Below are 17,446 nucleotides of genomic sequence, written 5' to 3'. Positions count from 1 at the left end.
GATCAACGCCGGCTGCCCCGGCTTCGTCGCGACCGACCTCAACGGCTTCCGCGGCGTGCGCACCCCCGAACAGGGCGCGGCGATCGCCATCAAGCTCGCGACCCTGCCCGACGACGGCCCGACCGGCGGGTTCTTCGAGGATGCCGGCGTAGTGCCCTGGTGATGTGCGCGGCGGTCATCACCCGCCGGGTGAGGCGGGTTCGCCCGCGCGTCTCGAACAGGTTCATCGACCGTGGCGGCCGTCCCGGCCAACGCTTCGGCGCCCGGGGCAACGCTCCGCACCGCTCCGGAGGAACACTCCGGTCGGCGAAAGCTGCGGGCCTGCTGGCGTTCAACAACGCGTCGACCGGCTGACCATCTCCCTACAGAGGGCCGCGCTGTTCGTCGTCGGCCCAATCGGTAACCGGGCGCCGCCGGCAGGCACCCGATGATCCGCCGGACACGCTGCCTAGCCCCGCCCTAAAAGGCGTTGTCCAGCGTCAGGGTGAGCTCGGCGATCCGCCACCCACCGTCGGACCGGCGCAGGCCGAACGTGTAGACCCCTGTCGAGATCATCTGGATGCTCTCACCGGTGTTCCTCGTCTGCACCAGATAGGCCCGCACCTCAGCGGTGGTGGCGTCCGTCGTCGAGACCACGACATTGGCCAGGTGGTGCCGCACCCTTCCGGTCTGGACCGTGTGCCCGTCACGGACGAAGTCGAGCACCGCCGCGCGTCCGGCGACCGGGCCGAGCACTCCCTGTCCGGGCATCGTGAAGGTCCAGGTGGTGTCTTCGGTCAGGACCGCTTCCAGCTCGGGCACATTCAGCTCGTCCAGGGCGTGGGCGTACTTCGCCACCGCCTGCTGGAGTTCGGCGATCACGAGACCACCGTCAGCACGATCTTGCCTTGGAGGTGGCCCTGCGCGGCTCGCGTGTGTGCGTTGCCCGCTTCGGGCAGCGGGTAGGTGCTGTCCACCCCGACCTGGAGCTTGCCCTCGTCGAACAGGCGCCCGATCTCGGCGAGCTGGGGACCGTTGGAACGCACCTGAATGTTCGAGACTGTGATGCCCAGACTCGCCGTCTCTTCCGGGTCGTACTCGGCGAAGAACACCGGAAGCATGGTGCCGCCGCGCTTGAGCACGGTCAGAAAGCGTGAGCTGTCCGGGCCACCGACGGTGTCGATCACCAGGTCCACACCGCTGACCACGTCCGCGGCCTGCGTCCTGGTGTAGTCGATGAACTCATCGGCGCCGAGCTTGCGCAGGAACTGCTCGTGCCGGCCCGAGGCCACCGCGATTACGTGTGCCCCCTTCCATTTCGCCAGCTGCACCGCGAAGTGGCCCACTCCACCGGCGGCCCCGTTGACCAGCACGGTCATCCCTGGCGTGATCGGCACCGGCTGGTGCACCTGGCCGGTGAAAGGAGACGGCACATCGTGGCCGAGATCAACCAGGTACTGCCAGGCCGTAAGCACGGCCATCGGCGCCCCAGCCGCCTGCACGTGGTCGATACCGGCCGGCTTGTGAGCCAGGTCCGAAGCCGGCGCGGCCACGTACTCGGCGTACGTCCGGCCATCGAATCCGGGGAACCGCAGCATGCCGAAGACCTCGTCACCGACGGCGAACCCCAGCACGCCCGGAGCGACCGCCTGAACCACGCCCGACATGTCCGTTCCGGGGATCAGGGGGAACTCCAGCGCCGGCCTCATCTCGGCCGGCATGACCTTCATCCCCTCACGCAGGTACCAGTCCGGCGGGTTGATGCCCGCCGCGTGCACCCGGACGAGCACCTCGCCCGGGCCGATCTCGGGAACCGGCACCTCGTCATACTGCAAAACTTCCGGCCCGCCCGCTTCGTGGAACTGGATCGCCTTCATCGCGCCTGTCGCTTTCCTGGGGAAACGTTGCTCCTTCAGTCAAGGCCCAGGACGGCATGGCCGTCCAAGACCGGTTCGGCAACCTGATCATTCCGAAACGACATGACGCGTACGCTGGAAGGGTGAACGATCTCGGACAGGACCTGGAACTGCGGCTGGTGCGCTACTTCACCGTGGTGGCGGCGCACCAGCACTTCGGCCGGGCCGCCGCCGACTTGCACGTGGCCCAGCCGGCGCTGAGCCGCCAGATCCAACGGCTCGAGAAGTATCTCGGCGTACGGCTGCTGGACCGCATACCCCAGGGCACCCGGCTCACTCCGGCCGGCCAGAGCTTCCTCCCCCGGGCCCAAGCCCTGCTGCAGGCCGCCCGCCAGGCCGAGCTGGCCGTGCGTGAACAAGCCGAGACCCAACGAATCGCCATCGGCTACGTCGAAGACCTGGTGATCACTGCCGCCGTACGGGAACTGCGCCGTCGTTGTCCGGACGCCGAGATCGCCACCCGGTACCTGAGCTGCCGCGACGTCGGGGCGCTGTCCGACAAGCGCGTCGACGCCCTGATCGCGCGGGCCCCGCTGCCGTTCGCCGCCGACGACGTGTTCACCACCCCGCTGTACGAGGAGCCCCGGATGCTCGCGGTCCCGCGCGGCCATCCCTTGGCCGACCGCGCGTCGGTGACCGCGGAAGAACTGGCCGGCGAGGAGGCGGCGCCGTGCGCGTTCGAGACCGCGGACTGGACTTCCTACCGGATCCTCGGGGCCGGCGTGCCGCCGATCGAGAGCTACGAGGACAAGCTCGAACTCGTCGCGAGTGGCAGGGCGATCGCCGTGCTACCGGTCGGCGATCGGCGTAGCTCACTGCGTCCCGACCTCGTCACCGTCCCGATCGAGGACGCTCCCCCCAGCCAGGTCGTCCTGGTCAGCCGCAAGGGCGACCCGAATCCGATGATCAGGAATCTCCGGCTGGCTGCCAAGGCCGTCCTGAGCGCCCCGGCAGCCTGACCGGGACCAGCCGACCCGCTTGGCGCTGAACTGCACCAAGCGGTACTCACGCGCGCGGTGTTCGTCGCGCATCTGCCGGTATCGCTCGGGGTTACGTTGTGCCGGCTCAGCGTCCGACCCTATGGAACGGCGATCAAACACCCCGTCTCGACCAGGAACCGTTGCCGTATCGCGTGAGGGTGCAGGCAAGCTTCAGATCCGACCAGGTCAACACGCACGTATTGTTCAGGGTCGTCGTTGAGATGCGTTCCGGAGCGCTGCCTGTCGCGAGCGACAGCTTGGCAGCGCCTAGATCAACTTCCTAGCGTTGTTTTTGGGAGTGTCAACTTAACTTGCGATTTTAGGACGCGAAGATCGTTTAGCTCTGGGTTCCGCTGTTCCCCGGACATGGGGGCGGCCTTCGGGTGACGCTGGGTTCTCGCCAGAGATCCAGTTGCACCAGAAGGCCGTGATGGACAGTCTGCAAGATACCCCTGCCCGCGTCGAGGCGTTGTCCGATTTATCCAGATTCCGTGCGGGTCTCCATGCCTGCTTCACTCGCCGCGGGGATGCCCTGTTCGAGTTGGCGGACGCGATGCTGTGTGCGCAGGGCCCGGTGCGATCGCCGGTAGAGATGTCCTTGGAGCCGGAGTTCCGCCGTCGACACGGCTCTGTCTACGACGCCCTGGCCAAGGGCCGGATCACCGGTAGCCGCCTGCGGCGTCTGCTGGTCGGCCTGTCGGCCCCGGCCAGGGCGGCCGAGCCGCTGATGTTCGCGATCGACACCACTGCGCATCCGCGCCCCGACGCCCAGTACGCCGATGAGCGGACGATGGTGCAGGTCCGCGGCAAGGGCGGGGACCGCTGGCTGCCCGGCTGGCCCTACAGCCTGGTTGTCGGCATCCAGTGGGGCTCCTCCTCCTGGGTCGACCCCATCGAGGCACGCCGACTGCGGCCCGGCGAGGAGCACACCGACGTCACGATCGACCAGATCACCGGGCTGCTTGAAGACCTGACCGCGACCGGGAAGCAACAGCCCGCAGACCCGCCGCCGCTGGTCCTGCTCGACGCGGGCAACTACGCCACCGACCTCACCCACGCCCTGGCCGGCCATGACGTACAACTGCTGGTCCGGCTGCGTACCACCCGAGTCTTCTACCTCGCCCCCCGCCTCGGCAACCGGGCAAATGGCCGCGCCACCGCGCCACGGCACGGAGTTCTCCTGCTCCGACCCCGCCAAACGACACAGTCCCGACTTCGAACGCACCGTGGCCTCCGAGCTGTACGGCACCGTGAGCGTCCGCGCCTGGAGCGGATGCACCAAAAACTCGGCAGCATCGGCCGCTGGGCCACCTGGCCGCGCGACAAGCAGCTGCCGATCGTTCGCGGCACGGTCCTGCAGGTGGTCGTCGACCACCTGCCCGACGGCCGCAAACCACCCAAGGACCTGTGGCTCTGGCACGCCGGCCCCGTACCGGCCGACCCGGACCTGCTCTGGAAGGCCTACCTGCGCCGCTTCGACCAAGAACACTTCCACCGCTTCGCCAAGTCCTATCTCGGCCTGGCCAGCGCACACCTGAGCTCGGCGGCAGCCACCGACCGGTGGGTGTCCCTGGCCATGGGCGCCTACGCCCAACTACGCCTCGCCCGCCACCTCGTGGACGACCTGCGCCGACCCTGGCACCCACGGCCCGACCCGGGCAAGCCGCTGAGCCCCTACAAGGTCCGACTCGGCTTCCGCCGACTCCGCGCACGCATCGGCACACCCACCGACTCGCCCCAACCCACCCACCCCGGCCCCGGCCGCCCGAAAGGCTCGAAGAACCGCCCGAAATCCAAGCGACCGCCCTACCGCAGGAGCGAACCGACCACCAGCAAACACACAGAGTGACGACTAAGGCTAAAATCGCAAGCTAAGGGGCAGCTAAGGAGTGTTGTCAGCATCCCACAGAGGCGCGCCTGGGCAATCGTTGCTGTCAGCCGCACGGCTCCGCAGGAAACCTCTCCAGCCTAGTGCTGTGACCAGAAAGGTTCGCCGGGTTGGTGGTGCCTTCGGATCCTCATGGTGAAGGTGTGAGTGAAGCCAGCGCCATGGGCTGCATTGCACCGGCCGCGGCCGAGCCGAGCAGCAGTTCGGTCAGGTCATGGGGCTGCGCTTGCTCACCGGTTGGAGCCGCTGCTGCGATCCGGTCCAGCCGGAAGCCCCGGCCGGCCCGCCGTGTGCGGCACCAGGCGATGAGGTACCACCGGCCGTCGGCGGTGAGCAGTCCGGCCGGTTCCACTACGCGGTCGCTTTCGCGCCCTGCCGCATCGACGTAGGACAGCCGCAGCACCGTGTTTGTGGTGAGGGCTTGTTCCACTGCGGTGCGGACCGCGGAGTCGGTCCGTGACGGCAGCGCAACGATTCGTGCGGCGAGTTCCTGGGCCGCTGCCGAGGCGGGACCGGTCATCGAGACCACGATCTTCTGGGCTGCCGTGCGAGCCGCACCGGCAAACGGGGCGGAGGCGCTGGCCGCGGCGAGCGCGGTGGCCAACGCCGAGGCCTCATCGGCGGTGAAGCGGATCGGGGGCATGGTCATCTCCGGGTCGATCGACCAGCCCCCGCCTCGCCCGGGTGTGGTGCGCACCGGGACACCGGCCTCCATCAGCGCCTGGAGGTCGCGCTGCACCGTGCGCGTGCTGACCTCGAATCGTGCGGCGAGCGCCGCGACCGTCAGCGGCCGCCACCAGCAGAGGAAGACCGCCAGCATTACCGCGGCTCCGCTCACCCAAACCGCCGCATCAGACCAGGAAGAAGCCCGGTGACGGAGCACGGAGTTGTTGAAACCGTCGGACGACACCATCAGCATCAAGGTTGAGAACTGCGCCGCGAACTGGATCAGCCCGCGGAAGAACTGGACTTCCCCGTGACTGTTCCGCTCGTACGCAGGCAGTAGCCATGCGAGGCCGGCGATCACCACCACGGCGTCTCCCGCGAGGATCGCCCCCGAGAACAGCTGCTCCGTCGTGGCGCGCGTGCATACCAGCTCTCCTGACGCGAGGGCGTAAAGATAGGAAGCCGCCGCGAGTCCGAAGAAGCAGGGGAGCAACAGCCTCAGACCTCGTGAGGCGTGGCCGTCGCCACCCGGCGCGTTCTTCTCGCCGATCACTACGACGATTCCCGCAAAAACAAAGCCTGCCATAATGCCGCAGAAGGCACTCATCGCGCTCGCGGACGCGATCGGGTTCCAGTCAGCTGTGCCGCTTTGGCAGGTATCTGGCTTGAACGTGGACAGTTCAAGGATGGGTGTCATGGTCGCGATGGTGACAGCAGGGCACAGCTGACGCTCTGGCGTCGACACCATCGTGACCCGCGAGGTGAAGCGCAGGGGGCGCACTTGCTGGCCCCATTTCCCTCCCGCTCGCGCCCCTGGGCCCCAAAGAGCTCTTCCTTGGGCTGGAGGTCACGGCGTGGTGGTGATCGGGGCCATCGCTCAGCGGATCTCCGCGGTCAGGGCCGGGCCCATCGCGACCGCGGGCGGCGCCGGAGCTCCTTCGCAACGCCACGAGCGCCATGTCACATAAGCGAGAGCGCTGCTCTTGACAGCGGGCACAGATCACGGAGACTATTACTCTCATTAGAGAGCAGTGATCTCTCAGTGAGCGGTCGTCCGTGTCTAAGGCCGCTCTGAGCTCCGGGAGGACCGACATGACCGCCATCCACTCGCCAGCCGACACCGCCACCGGCACCCCTGGCGTGGTCACCGGCCGGCCGCTGGCCTGGCTGCGGGCCGAGGCGCTGGCCACCGGCATCGCCGGCCTCGCCATCTTCGCCGCCACCGGGCAGCCCTGGTGGCTGGTCCCGGCGCTGTTCCTGGCCCCCGACCTGTTCGCGCTCGGCTACCTCGCGGGCCCGAAGACGGGTGCCTGGCTCTATAACCTCGCGCACTCGGCGCCGCTGCCGCTGACCCTGCTCGCCGCCGGCCTCGGGTGGCACATCGCCGCGCTGACCGTGGCCGGCGCCATCGGCCTGTTCCACATCGGACTCGACCGCGTGATGAAGGCAGGCCTCAAGTACGACCACGGCTTCGCCATCACCCACCTGGGCGTGTGGGCGAAGCGCTGATGGTGAGCTCTCGCGCTAGGTCGTGTTTCGAAAGTGCTGGTCACAGCCATTCGTTGATGGCGGCGACCAGCACCGTGGCTTCGTAGCGGACGGCAAGCTTGTCGTATCTCGTGGCGACCGCGCGGTGGCGCTTGAGGCGATTGATGCCGCACTCCACCGCGTGGCGCTCCTTGTAATCGGCCATGTCGAACTTCGGCGGCCGGCCGCCGTGGGAGCCGCGCTTCTTGCGGTTCGCAATCTGGTCGCGCTTCTCCGGGATCGTGCAGCAAATCCCGCGTCGGCGCAGATGGGCGCGGTTCGCGCGGGAACCGTACGCCTTGTCCGCGCGGACCTTGTCGGGCCGGGTGCGCGGGCGTCCCGGCCCGATCCGGGGCACGCGGATGCGGCCGAGGACGACCTGGAACTGAGGGGAGTCGCCGCGCTGCCCAGCAGTGATCACCAGCGACATCGGCTTCTGGGCCTGCTCGACGGCCAGGTGGAGTTTGGTGGTCAACCCACCCCGGGAGCGTCCGAGGCCGTGGTCGACGGGCTCGGTGAAGACGCCGCCGGGTGGTTCGACCTGCAGGTCCCCTTTTCGCGGGCACCGGCCGCGTGCTGGTGAGCGCGAGCGACCGTCGAGTCCACGGAGACGTCCCAGGTGATCAGGCCCTTCGCATCGGCCTGGGCCTGGAGCTGCTCGAAGATGCGGTGCCAGGTGCCGACTCGCTGCCAGCGGCGAAACAGCCCGTACACCGTCTCCCAAGGGCCGTAGCGTTCGGGCAGGTCCCGCCACGGTATGCCGGTCCGAGTCCGAAACCGTATGCCGTTGATCAGCTGCCGCCTGGTGTGCACCGGCGGGCGGCCGGACTTGATACCCCGCGGCATAAGCGGCTCCAGCACCCCCACTGAGCGTCTGTCAGATCTCCCCGCGCCATGAAACGTGATCATCGCACGACCTTGATCCACTTCTGAAACACGCCCTAGGCCGGCCCGCCGAGGTCATGCGCAAACCAGCCGGGTGCATCCAGGCGCACGGGCAGGGCGCCAACCAGCGTGGCCAGGTGCGTCTCAAGGCTCGCGAGTTCGGCAGCAGCGGGTGAAGGGCTGGCCGAGCTTGGCCGGGCGGGTGGTGGCCGTCGCCGCGACGAAGTCCTCCTCGTCAGGGCTGAGCAGGCGGGGACGGCCTCCCGCCCACCGAGGGTCCAGACAGGCCAGCCCGATCTCGTTGAACCGGTGGATCACATCGCGCACCGTGTCCTCGTCGGCCTGCACCAGCTGGGCGATCACCGGCACGCGGTTCCCGCCGGCCGAGGCCAGCAGCATCATCGCCCGCCGGTAGCGCACCGAGCTGGCGCTGCCCCGGCGCACGATCTGCTGCAGCCGCTGCCCCTCCTGATCGGTGAGCCTGCGGACTCGAACGGGCTCTGCCACCACGCCTCCACCTGTTGGACAGCCTGTCGGCTCACATCCAACCGGCCCCGCGCCCACCAACGCGAACCACGACCCGGTGAACTATCCCGGTCAGAGCACTAGCCGCAGCGTCAGTTCCGTGGGGCTGACACGCGACTCAGCTAGTCGCCGGAACGTAGCGACTGCGGCTCGCCGCGACGACCGAGAGCCGGCGTCCAGGCTTATACGCTTCATGCCCGGTCTGAGCACATAGAAGAGCAAGCGCATACATTCAGGGGCTAATCGGAGCGTGATGGTGACGGCTGTGTGTGACGCTGTGTGAGGTTGCTGCTCTGGTGCGGTTGGATCGGGCTGTGCCTGATCTGAAGTCGCTGTCGCAGGGTGAGTTGGTCGAGTTCGCGCGCACCCAGGCGATCCGGATCGACGAGCAGGCAGTGGTGCGTCAGGATGCCCAGATCACTGTGCTGTCCACGCAACTGGCCGATCTGATGGACAAGTTCGAGCAGCAAACCGGTGAACTGGCCAAGCTGCGGCACTTCCTATCGCGCAACAGTGCCAACTCCTCGATGCCCTCCTCGAAGGACGACGATCCTGGGCGCACGCCGCCGGGCAGGCCGCAGCGGGTAGGTCGGCCCGGCGCTGTTGCCGAGGCCGTCGGGGAGTGCGAATTCTACGTCGAGTAGTCCCCTTGGCAGCCCGTCGGCAGCCGCTTCAAGCTCTCGGTGAGGTCGGTCGTCAGGGATTTCGCGGGGGAGCACCCGCAGGGTCCGGTACAGAAGCACGCCCGGATGCGGCCATCAGCGACGTAATGTCATAGACCACGGTCGCCGCTGCCAGCGAGGTCACCTCGGCGTGGTCGTAGGCGGGACTCACCTCGACGACATCGGCGGCGACCAGCAACTCACCACTCAGTCCGCGGAGTAGATGCAGCAACTCGCGCGAGGTGAACCCACCGATCTCCGGGGTCCCGGTGCCGGGGGCGAAGGCCGGGTCGAGTACATCGATGTCGATGGACAGATACACCGGCGCGTCACCGACGCGCGTACGAATCCGATCGAGCACGCCGTCGATCCCGAGCAGGTCAAGGTCACCCGCTCGCACCACCTGGAAACCGAAGTCGGTGTCGTCGGCCAGATCCTGCCGGCTGTACAGCGGCCCGCGGGTCCCCACGTGGATGGAGTGGTCGGGGATGAGCAGGCCCTCTTCGAAGGCCCGGCGGAAGACCGTTCCGTGTGTGTTCGAGGCACCGAAGTAGGTGTCCCAGGTGTCGAGGTGGGCGTCGAAGTGGACGAGGGCGACCGGGCCGTGTACGCGGTTCACGGCGCGCAACAGCGGCAGTGCCACCGTGTGGTCACCGCCGACCGTGATCAGCCTGTGTCGGTCGGAAAGCAGATCGGAAGCGTGCTGGTCGATCTGCTGCAGTGCCTCGTCGATGGAGTAGGGATTGCAAGGCACGTCCCCCGCGTCGACGACCTGCAGCCGTTCGTAGGGCGATACGTCGAGGTCGGGGTGGTACGCGGGCCGCAGGTTGCGTGAGGCCTGGCGCACCGCCGACGGACCGAACCGGGCACCCGGGCGGAAGGAGGTGCCGCCGTCGAACGGCGCGCCGAGGACGGCGATCGCATAGTCCGAAACCTCGTCGACTCGCGGCAGGCGGGCGAATGTCGAACTGCCGGCAAACCGCGGCACCACGGTGCCCGCGACCGGACCGACGATCCCTGTCGGTACGCCGTCGCTCGCGCTTGCGTCTGTCACCGCCGTCTCACTTTCATTCGCTCGTCGGGCCGGGGGGAACCGGGCGTGTCACTCGATGGTCGGCTGGGGGAAGGACCGCGGCTCCAGGTCGAGGGTGCGGACGTGCCGCGCCACCTCGCCCGCCGTGGCGATCCACACACCCAGCGATTTCATAAGCTCGATGAGCTGTTCGAGCGCCCGCAGCCGGGCAGGCCTGGAGAGAAAGCAATGGTTCGTGACTGCGAAGCAGCCGCCCCCGTCGTACATCGCGCGCAGCTCCAGTGACCACATCTCCAGCACCTTGGCGGGGCTCTCGATGAGTCCCGAGCCGAACACCTCGGGAACGTAGGCGTACTGCTCCCAGTCGTCCAACGCCCAGTGCACCGGGATCTCCACCAAGCAACGCGCGCCGGGGCGGTCGTGCTCCGCCAGGACGTACGGCACGTCGCTGTCCATGAGGCTGCTGTCGTATTCGAAGCCACGGTCAAGGAGCAGGCCCGGCGTGGCGTAAGTGGTTTCCCACATGGGTGCCCGGTAGCCCACGGGCCGCAGCCCGGTGACCCGCTCCAGCGCCTCCAGCCCGCGATCCAACATCACCGCCTCGTCCGCGGGCGACATGCCGCGCACCGCTTCGTGCAAGTACCCATGATGGGCGATCTCGTGCCCCGCATCGGCAATCCGGTGTACGAGTTCGGGGTAGCGCTCGGCGGTGTAGCCGGGTACGAAGAACGTCGCCCGCAACTCCTGCCGCTCCAGCAGCCGCAGAATCCCGGGCACTCCGGTGAGAGGTCCGTACGCCTGGTGCGACATGACCGAAAGGCGCGTGGCATTGGAGGGGTCGGCGGTGAGCGCGACGGCCTCGGCATCCAGGTCGAACCCGAGAACCGCGGCCGCCGACCGGCCTTCGGGCCAGATGACCGGGTCCGCCGGGCGGGTGGCGTCGGCATTCCGCGGCTCCGGGGGCCGCGGCTCGGCCCGCACCGGGATGGCCGGCGTAGGCGGGATTGCTGCCGGGATCGCGACAGCCCCAGGGGGGGCCGTCCGGTCGGCGTCCCGTACGAAGTCCACGAGCCGCGGCTCCTCGCCGGGCCAGTACAGTACGGTGTCGGCCGCCGGGCCCTCGGCCACCACACGGCCGTGGGCGATCACGTAGCGCGGCCGTACTTGGCGGCGCAGCACGTCGATGCCGTCGGCGGCGGGCAGTACCAAGAAGGAGGCCGGCCGGCCGACGGCGAGTCCGTAGCGCTCCCCGAGGCCCAGTACGTCCGCGGCCCGGTCAGTGATCATCCGGTGGCATTCGGTGATCTCCGCAGGGGAGGTGAGCTGGGTGGCCAGCGCCCCCACCAGGGCGACCTGGACGGGGTTGGCGGTCCCCAGCGGAAACCACGGATCCATGATGTCGTCGCTGCCGAACGCCACATTGACACCGGCGGCCAGCATCTCCTTCACCCGGGTGAGGCCCCGGCGCTTGGGGTAAGCGTCGAAGCGGCCCTGCAGATGGAGATTGATCAGGGGGTTGCATATGAGGTGCACACCGGAGCGGAGCAGCAGCCGTTGCAGCTTGTAGGCGTAGGCGGCGTTGTAGGAGCCCATGGCAGTGGTGTGGCTGGCGGTGACGCGCTCACGCAGGCCGGTGCGCAGAGCTTGGGTGGCCAGCACCTCCACGAAGCGTGACTGCTCATCATCGATCTCATCGCAGTGGACGTCCACGCGCAGCCCGTGCTCGGCGGCCAGGCGGACGGCGATCTCCACCGAGCGCACGCCGTCCTCACGGGTGTCTTCGTAGTGCGGGATGGCCCCCACCACGTCCGCGCCGAGCCGCACGGCCTCGGCCAGCAGCCTCTCCCCGTCGGGGAAGGAGCAGATGCCCTCTTGTGGGAAGGCGACGATCTGGAGGTCGATGACGTCGCGGACCATCTCGCGGACCTCGACCAGTGCCCGCAGTGCCACCATCGACGCATCGGTGACATCCACGTGGCTGCGCACATGCAGGACACCGTTGGCGACATACCACCGCAGCACCTGCAGCACCCGGCCGACCACGTCGTCGCGGGTGAGCATCGGCTTGCGCTCGGTCCAGCACGCGATGCCCTCCCAGAGGGTGCCGCTCTCGTTCCACCGCGGCTCCCCGGCCGTCAGCACCGCGTCGAGGTGGACGTGGGGTTCGACATAGGGCGCGGTGAGCAGTCCTCCCCCGGCGTCCAGCACCCTCGCCCCTTGCGGCACCGGGCTCTGGCCGGCCGTGCCGATGGCGGCGATCCGGCCCCCGGTCACCACGACATCGATCAGATCCGGCCGCCCAAGCAGCCGGCCATTGCGTATGAGCAGATCCATCAAACGGCTTCCGATACGGGGAGTACTTTCGCCGACCGCGCGCCGGCAACGTAATAGACAACGCCGGCGGCGACCGCTCCCGCCAGCCAGGACAGGTCCACGCCGCCCAGTGCCCGTGCCCCCGGACCCTGCAGCACCGCTGGCACACCGTAGGAGAACACCCACGTCGCGATCAGACCGACTGCGAAGGCGAGCACCGCGGGCCAGCGCACGTCGCCGATACGGCTGCTGCCGGGCGGCTCGAACAGCGCATCCACGTCGATGCGGCCCCGGGCGAAGACCCAGTAGTGGATGAGCATCACCGCCGCCCAGGGTGCCACCCAGGTGACCATGCCCGCCAGCCACGCGTCCAGCGTGTTCGCGAAATCCTGCTGGAAGATCAGGAACACGGTGAAGAGCGTGGCCAGCACACCCACCCCGTAGGTGAGCCTGCGGCGGTCGATCCTCCAGTCCAGGGTCTGCGCACACAGACCACAGGAGTACATGTTGAGGATGTTCGTCGCCACCGGCCCGTGCAGCACCAGCAGGATCAGCGGCACCGCCAGCGCGCCAAAGGCGCCGACCACCAGCTCGCCGGGGTCGGTCTTCTGGCTCACCGTGGCCAGCGTCGCACCCAGGACACCGAGCCACACGACCGGAATGAACTGACCCAGGATCGAGGCCCAGAACAGCTTCCTCCCCGATGTCGCACGCGGGACGAATCGGGAGTAGTCGGAGGCGTAGGCGAACCAGGTGACGCCCCAGCCGACACCGATCGCCGTCATCACGGTGCTCATCGCCGACAGTCGTGCGGTGCCCGTGAGATGCGCTCCCGCCCAGTTCCAGTGCACGCCGGTCCGGGTCCAGGCGATCACGGACATGGCCAGGACCACGACCAAGGTGACCGGCACCGTCCACCGCTCGAAGGCGGCGATCATCCGGAAACCGAACGCCGCGATGAAAACCTGCGCCGCCATCACCACCAACGCAACAACGATCTTTAGACCGGTACCGCCCGAGAAGCCGAGCTTGGCACAGAGGGCGACCACCAGATCGAGGATGATCCACGTGTTGATCGCACACCACCCAATGGCGATCAGACCCTGGATCGCCGCCGGTAGATAAGCCCCCCGCCGACCGAACGCCGCCCGGGAGAGCACCATCTGGCTCACGCCCGTGCGCTGCCCCATCAGCACGAAGAACCCGAAGACGGCCATGCCGATGAGATTGCCCACGACGAGGACGAGGACGGTGTCCGCGAGACTCAGTCCCAGGCCGATACCGAGGGCGCCGAGCACCCAGTTGATCGGTGCCAGATTAGCGCCCGCCCAGATCCAGAACTGATGGGCGACGGTCGAAGTCCGCGCATCGTCCGGTATGGGGAGCAACTGGTGCTCGACGGTCTCTGCGGAGACGACCGTCTGCGGAGTGGCCGTTTCGGCTGAACTGTTCATGTGTCCTCAGAGTGGGCGGATGGTTGAAAGTACCTGGAGTGGACTGTGCCACTCACGACCCGGTCGAAACAGTGGATAACTTGGTAAAAATCCTCTACTGCCCCGAAAACACCTCATCTCTTGGATGCGACCGCCCACCGGGCGGGACGGACCGATCGCGCTGTCCCGCACGTGCTTGCCACAGCAGTGCGGGCCAGGCGGCATGCGGCACCGCCCGTGCGCACCGTTGCCGACGGCTGCAAGGAGCACAACGGTGCTCTGAGGCCGGCTATCCGCGAGGCGGCACAGACCCGCAGAGTCCGCCCCTCCAGCAGGGCAGAGTCCGAGCGAAAGCAAGAACAGCCGAGTCATTCATCCGCGAGTGACCTTGCGTGCCGACCAAGGTCGGTTCCTGTCGCCCGACAGAAATTACCTACCGCATGTTTCCTCCACATGACGCCGCGGTCACACAGAGGTTAGACGGCGGTCGCCCGAGCTGGTGCAGGGCTCCGCCGTATTTCAGGCAGTGCCTGTGTGGTCACGTGACGCTGAGGGTGAGTCGGCCGGCGGTACGCTCGCGGCGCTCGCGGGGCTCGCGGGGCTGACCAAGGGAGCCGCGTCGGCCGTGGTGGGGTGGTACCCGGTGACCGATCTGACGACGCGCGACTCGGACCGCGCGGACACGCCCGAAGCCCTGCTGCTGGGCGGGGCGCCCGCCGCCCTCCCCGAGCTCGCCGCACAGGCCAGCGCGGTGGCCCAGGTCTCGGCAGCCGCGCATCCCTTCCTGCTGGTGTGCACGGACTGGACGACACGGCGGTGCCCTTCGCACGGAGCGAGCGCCTCCATCAGCGGCTGACCGAAGCCAGCGTCTCCTCGACCTGCCTGCCGGTGGCGGGTGCCGATCACTGCTTCACGGGATATACGGACATTCCCAGCCTGATCCGGGAATCGGTGGCCTACCTCAGCCGCGAACTCGGCCGCTGACCGGTCCGGGTCGCGGCGTCCCCGGACCGGGTAGCGCGCGGCCGGAAGATCACCTGGCGGTTGACCGCCCGCCGTACCGGACGTGCCGACGGCGCGGTGCCCACTGGGGCGACCCGTGGGGTGGCCAGGGCCGCCGGGCCCCCGGCAACGGACGACGGATCAATTACCGGGTCAACCATTCGAGCCGAGCCTGTCCCGCGTGAAAATCCCGGTTCGGGCTGTTGACCAGGTCGTTTGTACCGGTGCGGTGAGGCTGCTTGCTGGCACTCATTGATGAGGCCGCCGAGTAGTCGGGAGCGGCGGACGCGGCCTCCCCATGGGATGGCGGGTGCCCTCCGGCCGCTCTCCACGGCGTGGGGAGGTCGTTGGTGGAGGGATTGGTGGGGGCGGTGCCGGTGGTAGTGGTCGGTGTAGGCGTCCAGGACGACGTGTAGGTGCCGCTCGTTCATGATCAGGATCCGGCCGGTGCACTCGCGGCGGGCGGCGCCGACCCAGCGTTCCGCGAAGGCGTTCGCCTTCGGCGATCTCGGCGGTGAGAGAAGGACCTGCACGCCCGCGCCGGCGAGGACGGCGTCGGCGAACTTCCCGTCCCGGTCGCGCAGGAAGAACCCGAAGCGGTCCAGGCGGTCTTCGAGGTCCATCATCAAGTTCCGCACTTGCCGCGTCACCCAATCCTGGTTCGGGTGCGCGGTGATGCCGAGGATGTGCACCCGGCGCGCCTCGACCTCCATGACGAACAGCACATACAGGCGCCCGCGGAACGCGGTATCCACATGGGAAAAGTCGCAGGCAGGCAGCCCAGACGCCCGGGCCCGCAGGAAGCAGGCCCAGGTGCCGCGCGCCCCCTGGCGCGCGGGCGGGATGTCGCCCTGCCGCAGTATTGCCCGGACGGTGGCGGCGGAGACGGTAATGCCCAACCGGGCCAGCTCCCCCGGCATGGTGAAGTTCCTCTTCGGCCGCCTCCTCCTGCCGCTCTCCCAGTCCCCGGAGCAGGGCGCGCTGCCCACGCTCTACGCGGCGACCGTCGCGGACGTGCGGGGCGGGCAGTTCGTCGGGCCCGACGGCATGGCCGAGCTGCGCGGCGCGCCGAAGCTGGTGGAGCTGGCCCCGAGGGCCGCCGACGCCGAGACCGGCCGCCGCCTGTGGGAGCTGTCGGAGGAGCTGACCGCCGTACGGTACGCGTTCCGCGCCGCCGCCTGACCCACCGGAGAGGCACGCAGGTGACCGTGAACATCACCGAGGTGCGGGGTCGAACCGTCCGAAGGATGGAACGTGACGTCCGCCATATCCTGCCGGGCTGCCATGGCAGCGCCGGGTGCCACCTCCGGGCCTTTGTCCGGACCCAACGGCGGCGTGGCTGAAAGTACTGGTCTCGACCAGTGCCGCCCCGGGCCTTCGCCGGGGCTGCGGGCCCTCAACTGGCCGATTGCGAACTCCGCCAGTTTCTGCAGTATTTCGGTCCTGCCACTGCCCACGGTGCCGTCCAAGGCGGTGACGCTTCCGTACCCATGCAGGGAACGGCAGAGGGCGTCGCAGAGTCGAGCGAATTCTTGCTGGTGGCCGAAGACCGTCGGCCTGGAGACTTCATGCGCGAGGCGCAAGGGGACGTGAGCATGCACTCTCCTGGAGCACTACGCACCGACGGCGCGCCGCGCTGCGCCCTGTCCGTGCGGGAAGACCGGAACGAGGTACCTCAGGGCGTCGTTCACTCTAGGCCACGACGCACACAACCGGGACTGCCGCCCTGGGGGGCGCGACGGTACGGACGAGGTCAGTGACACAGGGAACTGGCGTACCACAGAAGGTCGATGTCCAGCCTGGCCACGAGTCGGAGTTCAGCGACACGACCGCTGTGCACTCGCTCCGTGACCATCTCCATCCGCGAGACCTCTTGGCCGAACAGTCTGCTGGCACACATCCACGTCACCAGGCACAATCGAACGCTGCCCCGTAGGCAAGAGACTGCTCCGCTGATCGGAACTCGCCATCCGAACTCTCAACTATTCAACAATCGGCACGCCTGGTCTGCTCCGTCAATCGCCGCAGCTCCCCGGGGCCGGGCGGTGCCCCGTGCGAGTCCCGTCCGTCCCATCACCCACTCCTGCGAGTGACAGCTGCGGGAATTTCTTGCACTTCGGGGCGAATTACGCCTTCATTGGATGGTCCGGCAGGATTACGGTGCCGCGCACAGGGCGGCGACGGCACAGCAGACGGAACAGAAGGGTGGTGCCGTGTCGGCAGCACTGGACGACGAGACCCGCGGCATGCTCGACGGGAAGAGCTTCGCCACCGTGGCGACACTGAACCGGGACGGCGCACCGCACACCTCGCTGGTGTGGGTCGCGCGCGACGGGGGCACGGTGCTGTTCTCCACCACCGCACAACGGCTGAAGGCACGGAACCTGGCCCGGGACCCCCGGATCAGTCTCACCGTCTTCAACCCCGCGAGCCCGTACCGCTCAATCGACATCCTGGGCACCGTCGAACTGGTCGATGACCCGGCCAAGTCCCTGCCGCGGGAACTGGCACTAACGACGTCGTGCGCGGTAGCTGAGACCCCGGTCTGAGCATGCAAACGGCCGTGCGAGACGATCATGATTGTGACGTCAAGAGGGGCCCGCACGGCCTTGAGCCATCGTATCTGCACCGGGATCC

Annotated in this window: 14 protein-coding genes and 3 pseudogenes; 8 read left to right on the top strand and 9 right to left on the bottom strand. The window is 68.3% G+C overall.

Translation table 11 applies throughout. From position 1 onward, the window contains the following. Positions 1-163 (top strand): annotated as a pseudogene (locus FCI23_RS61520) (dehydrogenase); the annotation flags it as partial. A gap of 296 nt (positions 164-459) precedes the next feature. Here FCI23_RS61520 and FCI23_RS48950 read toward each other — a convergent pair. Then, positions 460-861, bottom strand: coding sequence for a nuclear transport factor 2 family protein (locus FCI23_RS48950; RefSeq protein ID WP_136730462.1), 402 nt, complete (start codon positions 859-861; stop codon positions 460-462). After that, the gene (locus FCI23_RS48945) at positions 858-1,856 is read right to left on the bottom strand and encodes an NADP-dependent oxidoreductase (RefSeq protein WP_136730461.1); all 999 of its coding nucleotides are present in this window, start codon (positions 1,854-1,856) and stop codon (positions 858-860) included. Before FCI23_RS48945 ends, FCI23_RS48950 begins: the two co-directional genes overlap by 4 nt. 122 nt (positions 1,857-1,978) lie before the next feature. On the opposite strand from FCI23_RS48945, the gene FCI23_RS48940 reads away from it, so the two are divergent. Together FCI23_RS48940 and FCI23_RS48935 are read left to right on the top strand one after the other, a co-directional pair. Continuing rightward, positions 1,979-2,854, top strand: coding sequence for a LysR family transcriptional regulator (locus tag FCI23_RS48940; RefSeq protein WP_136730460.1), 876 nt, complete (start codon positions 1,979-1,981; stop codon positions 2,852-2,854). A 451-nt stretch (positions 2,855-3,305) separates the two neighbouring features. Next, positions 3,306-4,724: a transposase gene (locus FCI23_RS48935; protein ID WP_136730459.1), complete on the top strand. Its 1,419-nt coding sequence runs from the start codon at positions 3,306-3,308 to the stop codon at positions 4,722-4,724. 169 nt (positions 4,725-4,893) lie between these two features. Here FCI23_RS48935 and FCI23_RS61515 read toward each other — a convergent pair whose 3' ends face one another. Further along, positions 4,894-6,126, bottom strand: a complete 1,233-nt coding sequence (locus FCI23_RS61515; RefSeq protein WP_246144777.1) for a helix-turn-helix transcriptional regulator — start codon at positions 6,124-6,126, stop codon at positions 4,894-4,896. 395 nt (positions 6,127-6,521) lie between these two features. On the opposite strand from FCI23_RS61515, the gene FCI23_RS48925 reads away from it, so the two are divergent. Beyond that, positions 6,522-6,938 (top strand): DUF4260 domain-containing protein, encoded by a 417-nt coding sequence (locus FCI23_RS48925; protein WP_136730458.1) that lies wholly within the window; start codon positions 6,522-6,524, stop codon positions 6,936-6,938. Between the two features lie 40 nt (positions 6,939-6,978). On the opposite strand, the pseudogene FCI23_RS48920 reads toward FCI23_RS48925, so the two are convergent. After that, positions 6,979-7,852: pseudogene (locus tag FCI23_RS48920) on the bottom strand (IS5 family transposase). A 157-nt stretch (positions 7,853-8,009) separates the two neighbouring features. Beyond that, positions 8,010-8,348, bottom strand: a pseudogene (locus FCI23_RS48915) (helix-turn-helix domain-containing protein); the annotation flags it as partial. Positions 8,349-8,680: 332 nt separating this feature from the next. Here FCI23_RS48915 and FCI23_RS48910 point away from each other — a divergent pair. Continuing rightward, positions 8,681-9,010 (top strand): hypothetical protein, encoded by a 330-nt coding sequence (locus tag FCI23_RS48910; protein WP_136730457.1) that lies wholly within the window; start codon positions 8,681-8,683, stop codon positions 9,008-9,010. Positions 9,011-9,062: 52 nt separating this feature from the next. Here the strand turns inward: FCI23_RS48910 and speB are convergent, their stop codons facing one another. The 3 genes from speB to FCI23_RS48895 are packed head-to-tail and all read right to left on the bottom strand — an operon-like array spanning position 9,063 to position 13,828. After that, entirely contained in the window at positions 9,063-10,082 is a 1,020-nt protein-coding gene (speB, locus tag FCI23_RS48905; RefSeq protein ID WP_136730456.1) for an agmatinase, read from the bottom strand. Positions 10,083-10,130: 48 nt separating this feature from the next. Further along, positions 10,131-12,395 carry a cytosine deaminase gene (codA, locus tag FCI23_RS58870; RefSeq protein ID WP_211265815.1) on the bottom strand — a complete coding sequence of 755 codons (2,265 nt, stop codon included), beginning with the start codon at positions 12,393-12,395 and terminating at the stop codon, positions 10,131-10,133. Beyond that, the gene (locus FCI23_RS48895) at positions 12,395-13,828 is read right to left on the bottom strand and encodes a purine-cytosine permease family protein (RefSeq protein ID WP_136730455.1); all 1,434 of its coding nucleotides are present in this window, start codon (positions 13,826-13,828) and stop codon (positions 12,395-12,397) included. Before FCI23_RS48895 ends, codA begins: the two co-directional genes overlap by 1 nt. Before the next feature lie 511 nt (positions 13,829-14,339). On the opposite strand from FCI23_RS48895, the gene FCI23_RS48890 reads away from it, so the two are divergent. Next, positions 14,340-14,663 carry a hypothetical protein gene (locus tag FCI23_RS48890; RefSeq protein WP_136730454.1) on the top strand — a complete coding sequence of 108 codons (324 nt, stop codon included), beginning with the start codon at positions 14,340-14,342 and terminating at the stop codon, positions 14,661-14,663. Between the two features lie 100 nt (positions 14,664-14,763). On the opposite strand, the gene FCI23_RS48885 is transcribed toward FCI23_RS48890, so the two are convergent. Next, positions 14,764-15,729: an integrase core domain-containing protein gene (locus FCI23_RS48885; RefSeq protein ID WP_136730453.1), complete on the bottom strand. Its 966-nt coding sequence runs from the start codon at positions 15,727-15,729 to the stop codon at positions 14,764-14,766. On the opposite strand from FCI23_RS48885, the gene FCI23_RS48880 reads away from it, so the two are divergent. Together FCI23_RS48880 and FCI23_RS48875 are read left to right on the top strand one after the other, a co-directional pair. Further along, the gene (locus tag FCI23_RS48880; protein ID WP_407646143.1) at positions 15,701-15,991 is read left to right on the top strand and encodes an SDR family NAD(P)-dependent oxidoreductase; all 291 of its coding nucleotides are present in this window, start codon (positions 15,701-15,703) and stop codon (positions 15,989-15,991) included. The genes FCI23_RS48885 and FCI23_RS48880 overlap by 29 nt on opposite strands. Positions 15,992-17,022: 1,031 nt before the next feature. Next, entirely contained in the window at positions 17,023-17,358 is a 336-nt protein-coding gene (locus FCI23_RS48875) for a PPOX class F420-dependent oxidoreductase (protein ID WP_136730452.1), read from the top strand. Positions 17,359-17,446 lie beyond the last annotated feature (88 nt).

Source organism: Actinacidiphila oryziradicis (genome assembly GCF_005047355.1).
GTDB lineage: Bacteria > Actinomycetota > Actinomycetes > Streptomycetales > Streptomycetaceae > Actinacidiphila > Actinacidiphila oryziradicis.
The sequence above is the reverse complement of the archived record's forward strand: the minus strand, read 5'-3'. Positions and strand labels throughout refer to the sequence as shown.

Coding starts and splice junctions, on each gene's coding strand:
- FCI23_RS48945 (WP_136730461.1), bottom strand. CDS start 1,856: ATGAAGGCGATCCAGTTCCACGAAGCGGGCGGGCCGGAAGTTTTGCAG.
- FCI23_RS48935 (WP_136730459.1), top strand. CDS start 3,306: ATGGACAGTCTGCAAGATACCCCTGCCCGCGTCGAGGCGTTGTCCGAT.
- FCI23_RS61515 (WP_246144777.1), bottom strand. CDS start 6,126: ATGACACCCATCCTTGAACTGTCCACGTTCAAGCCAGATACCTGCCAA.
- FCI23_RS48925 (WP_136730458.1), top strand. CDS start 6,522: ATGACCGCCATCCACTCGCCAGCCGACACCGCCACCGGCACCCCTGGC.
- codA (WP_211265815.1), bottom strand. CDS start 12,395: ATGGATCTGCTCATACGCAATGGCCGGCTGCTTGGGCGGCCGGATCTG.
- FCI23_RS48895 (WP_136730455.1), bottom strand. CDS start 13,828: ATGAACAGTTCAGCCGAAACGGCCACTCCGCAGACGGTCGTCTCCGCA.
- FCI23_RS48880 (WP_407646143.1), top strand. CDS start 15,701: ATGCCCAACCGGGCCAGCTCCCCCGGCATGGTGAAGTTCCTCTTCGGC.
- FCI23_RS48885 (WP_136730453.1), bottom strand. CDS start 15,729: ATGCCGGGGGAGCTGGCCCGGTTGGGCATTACCGTCTCCGCCGCCACC.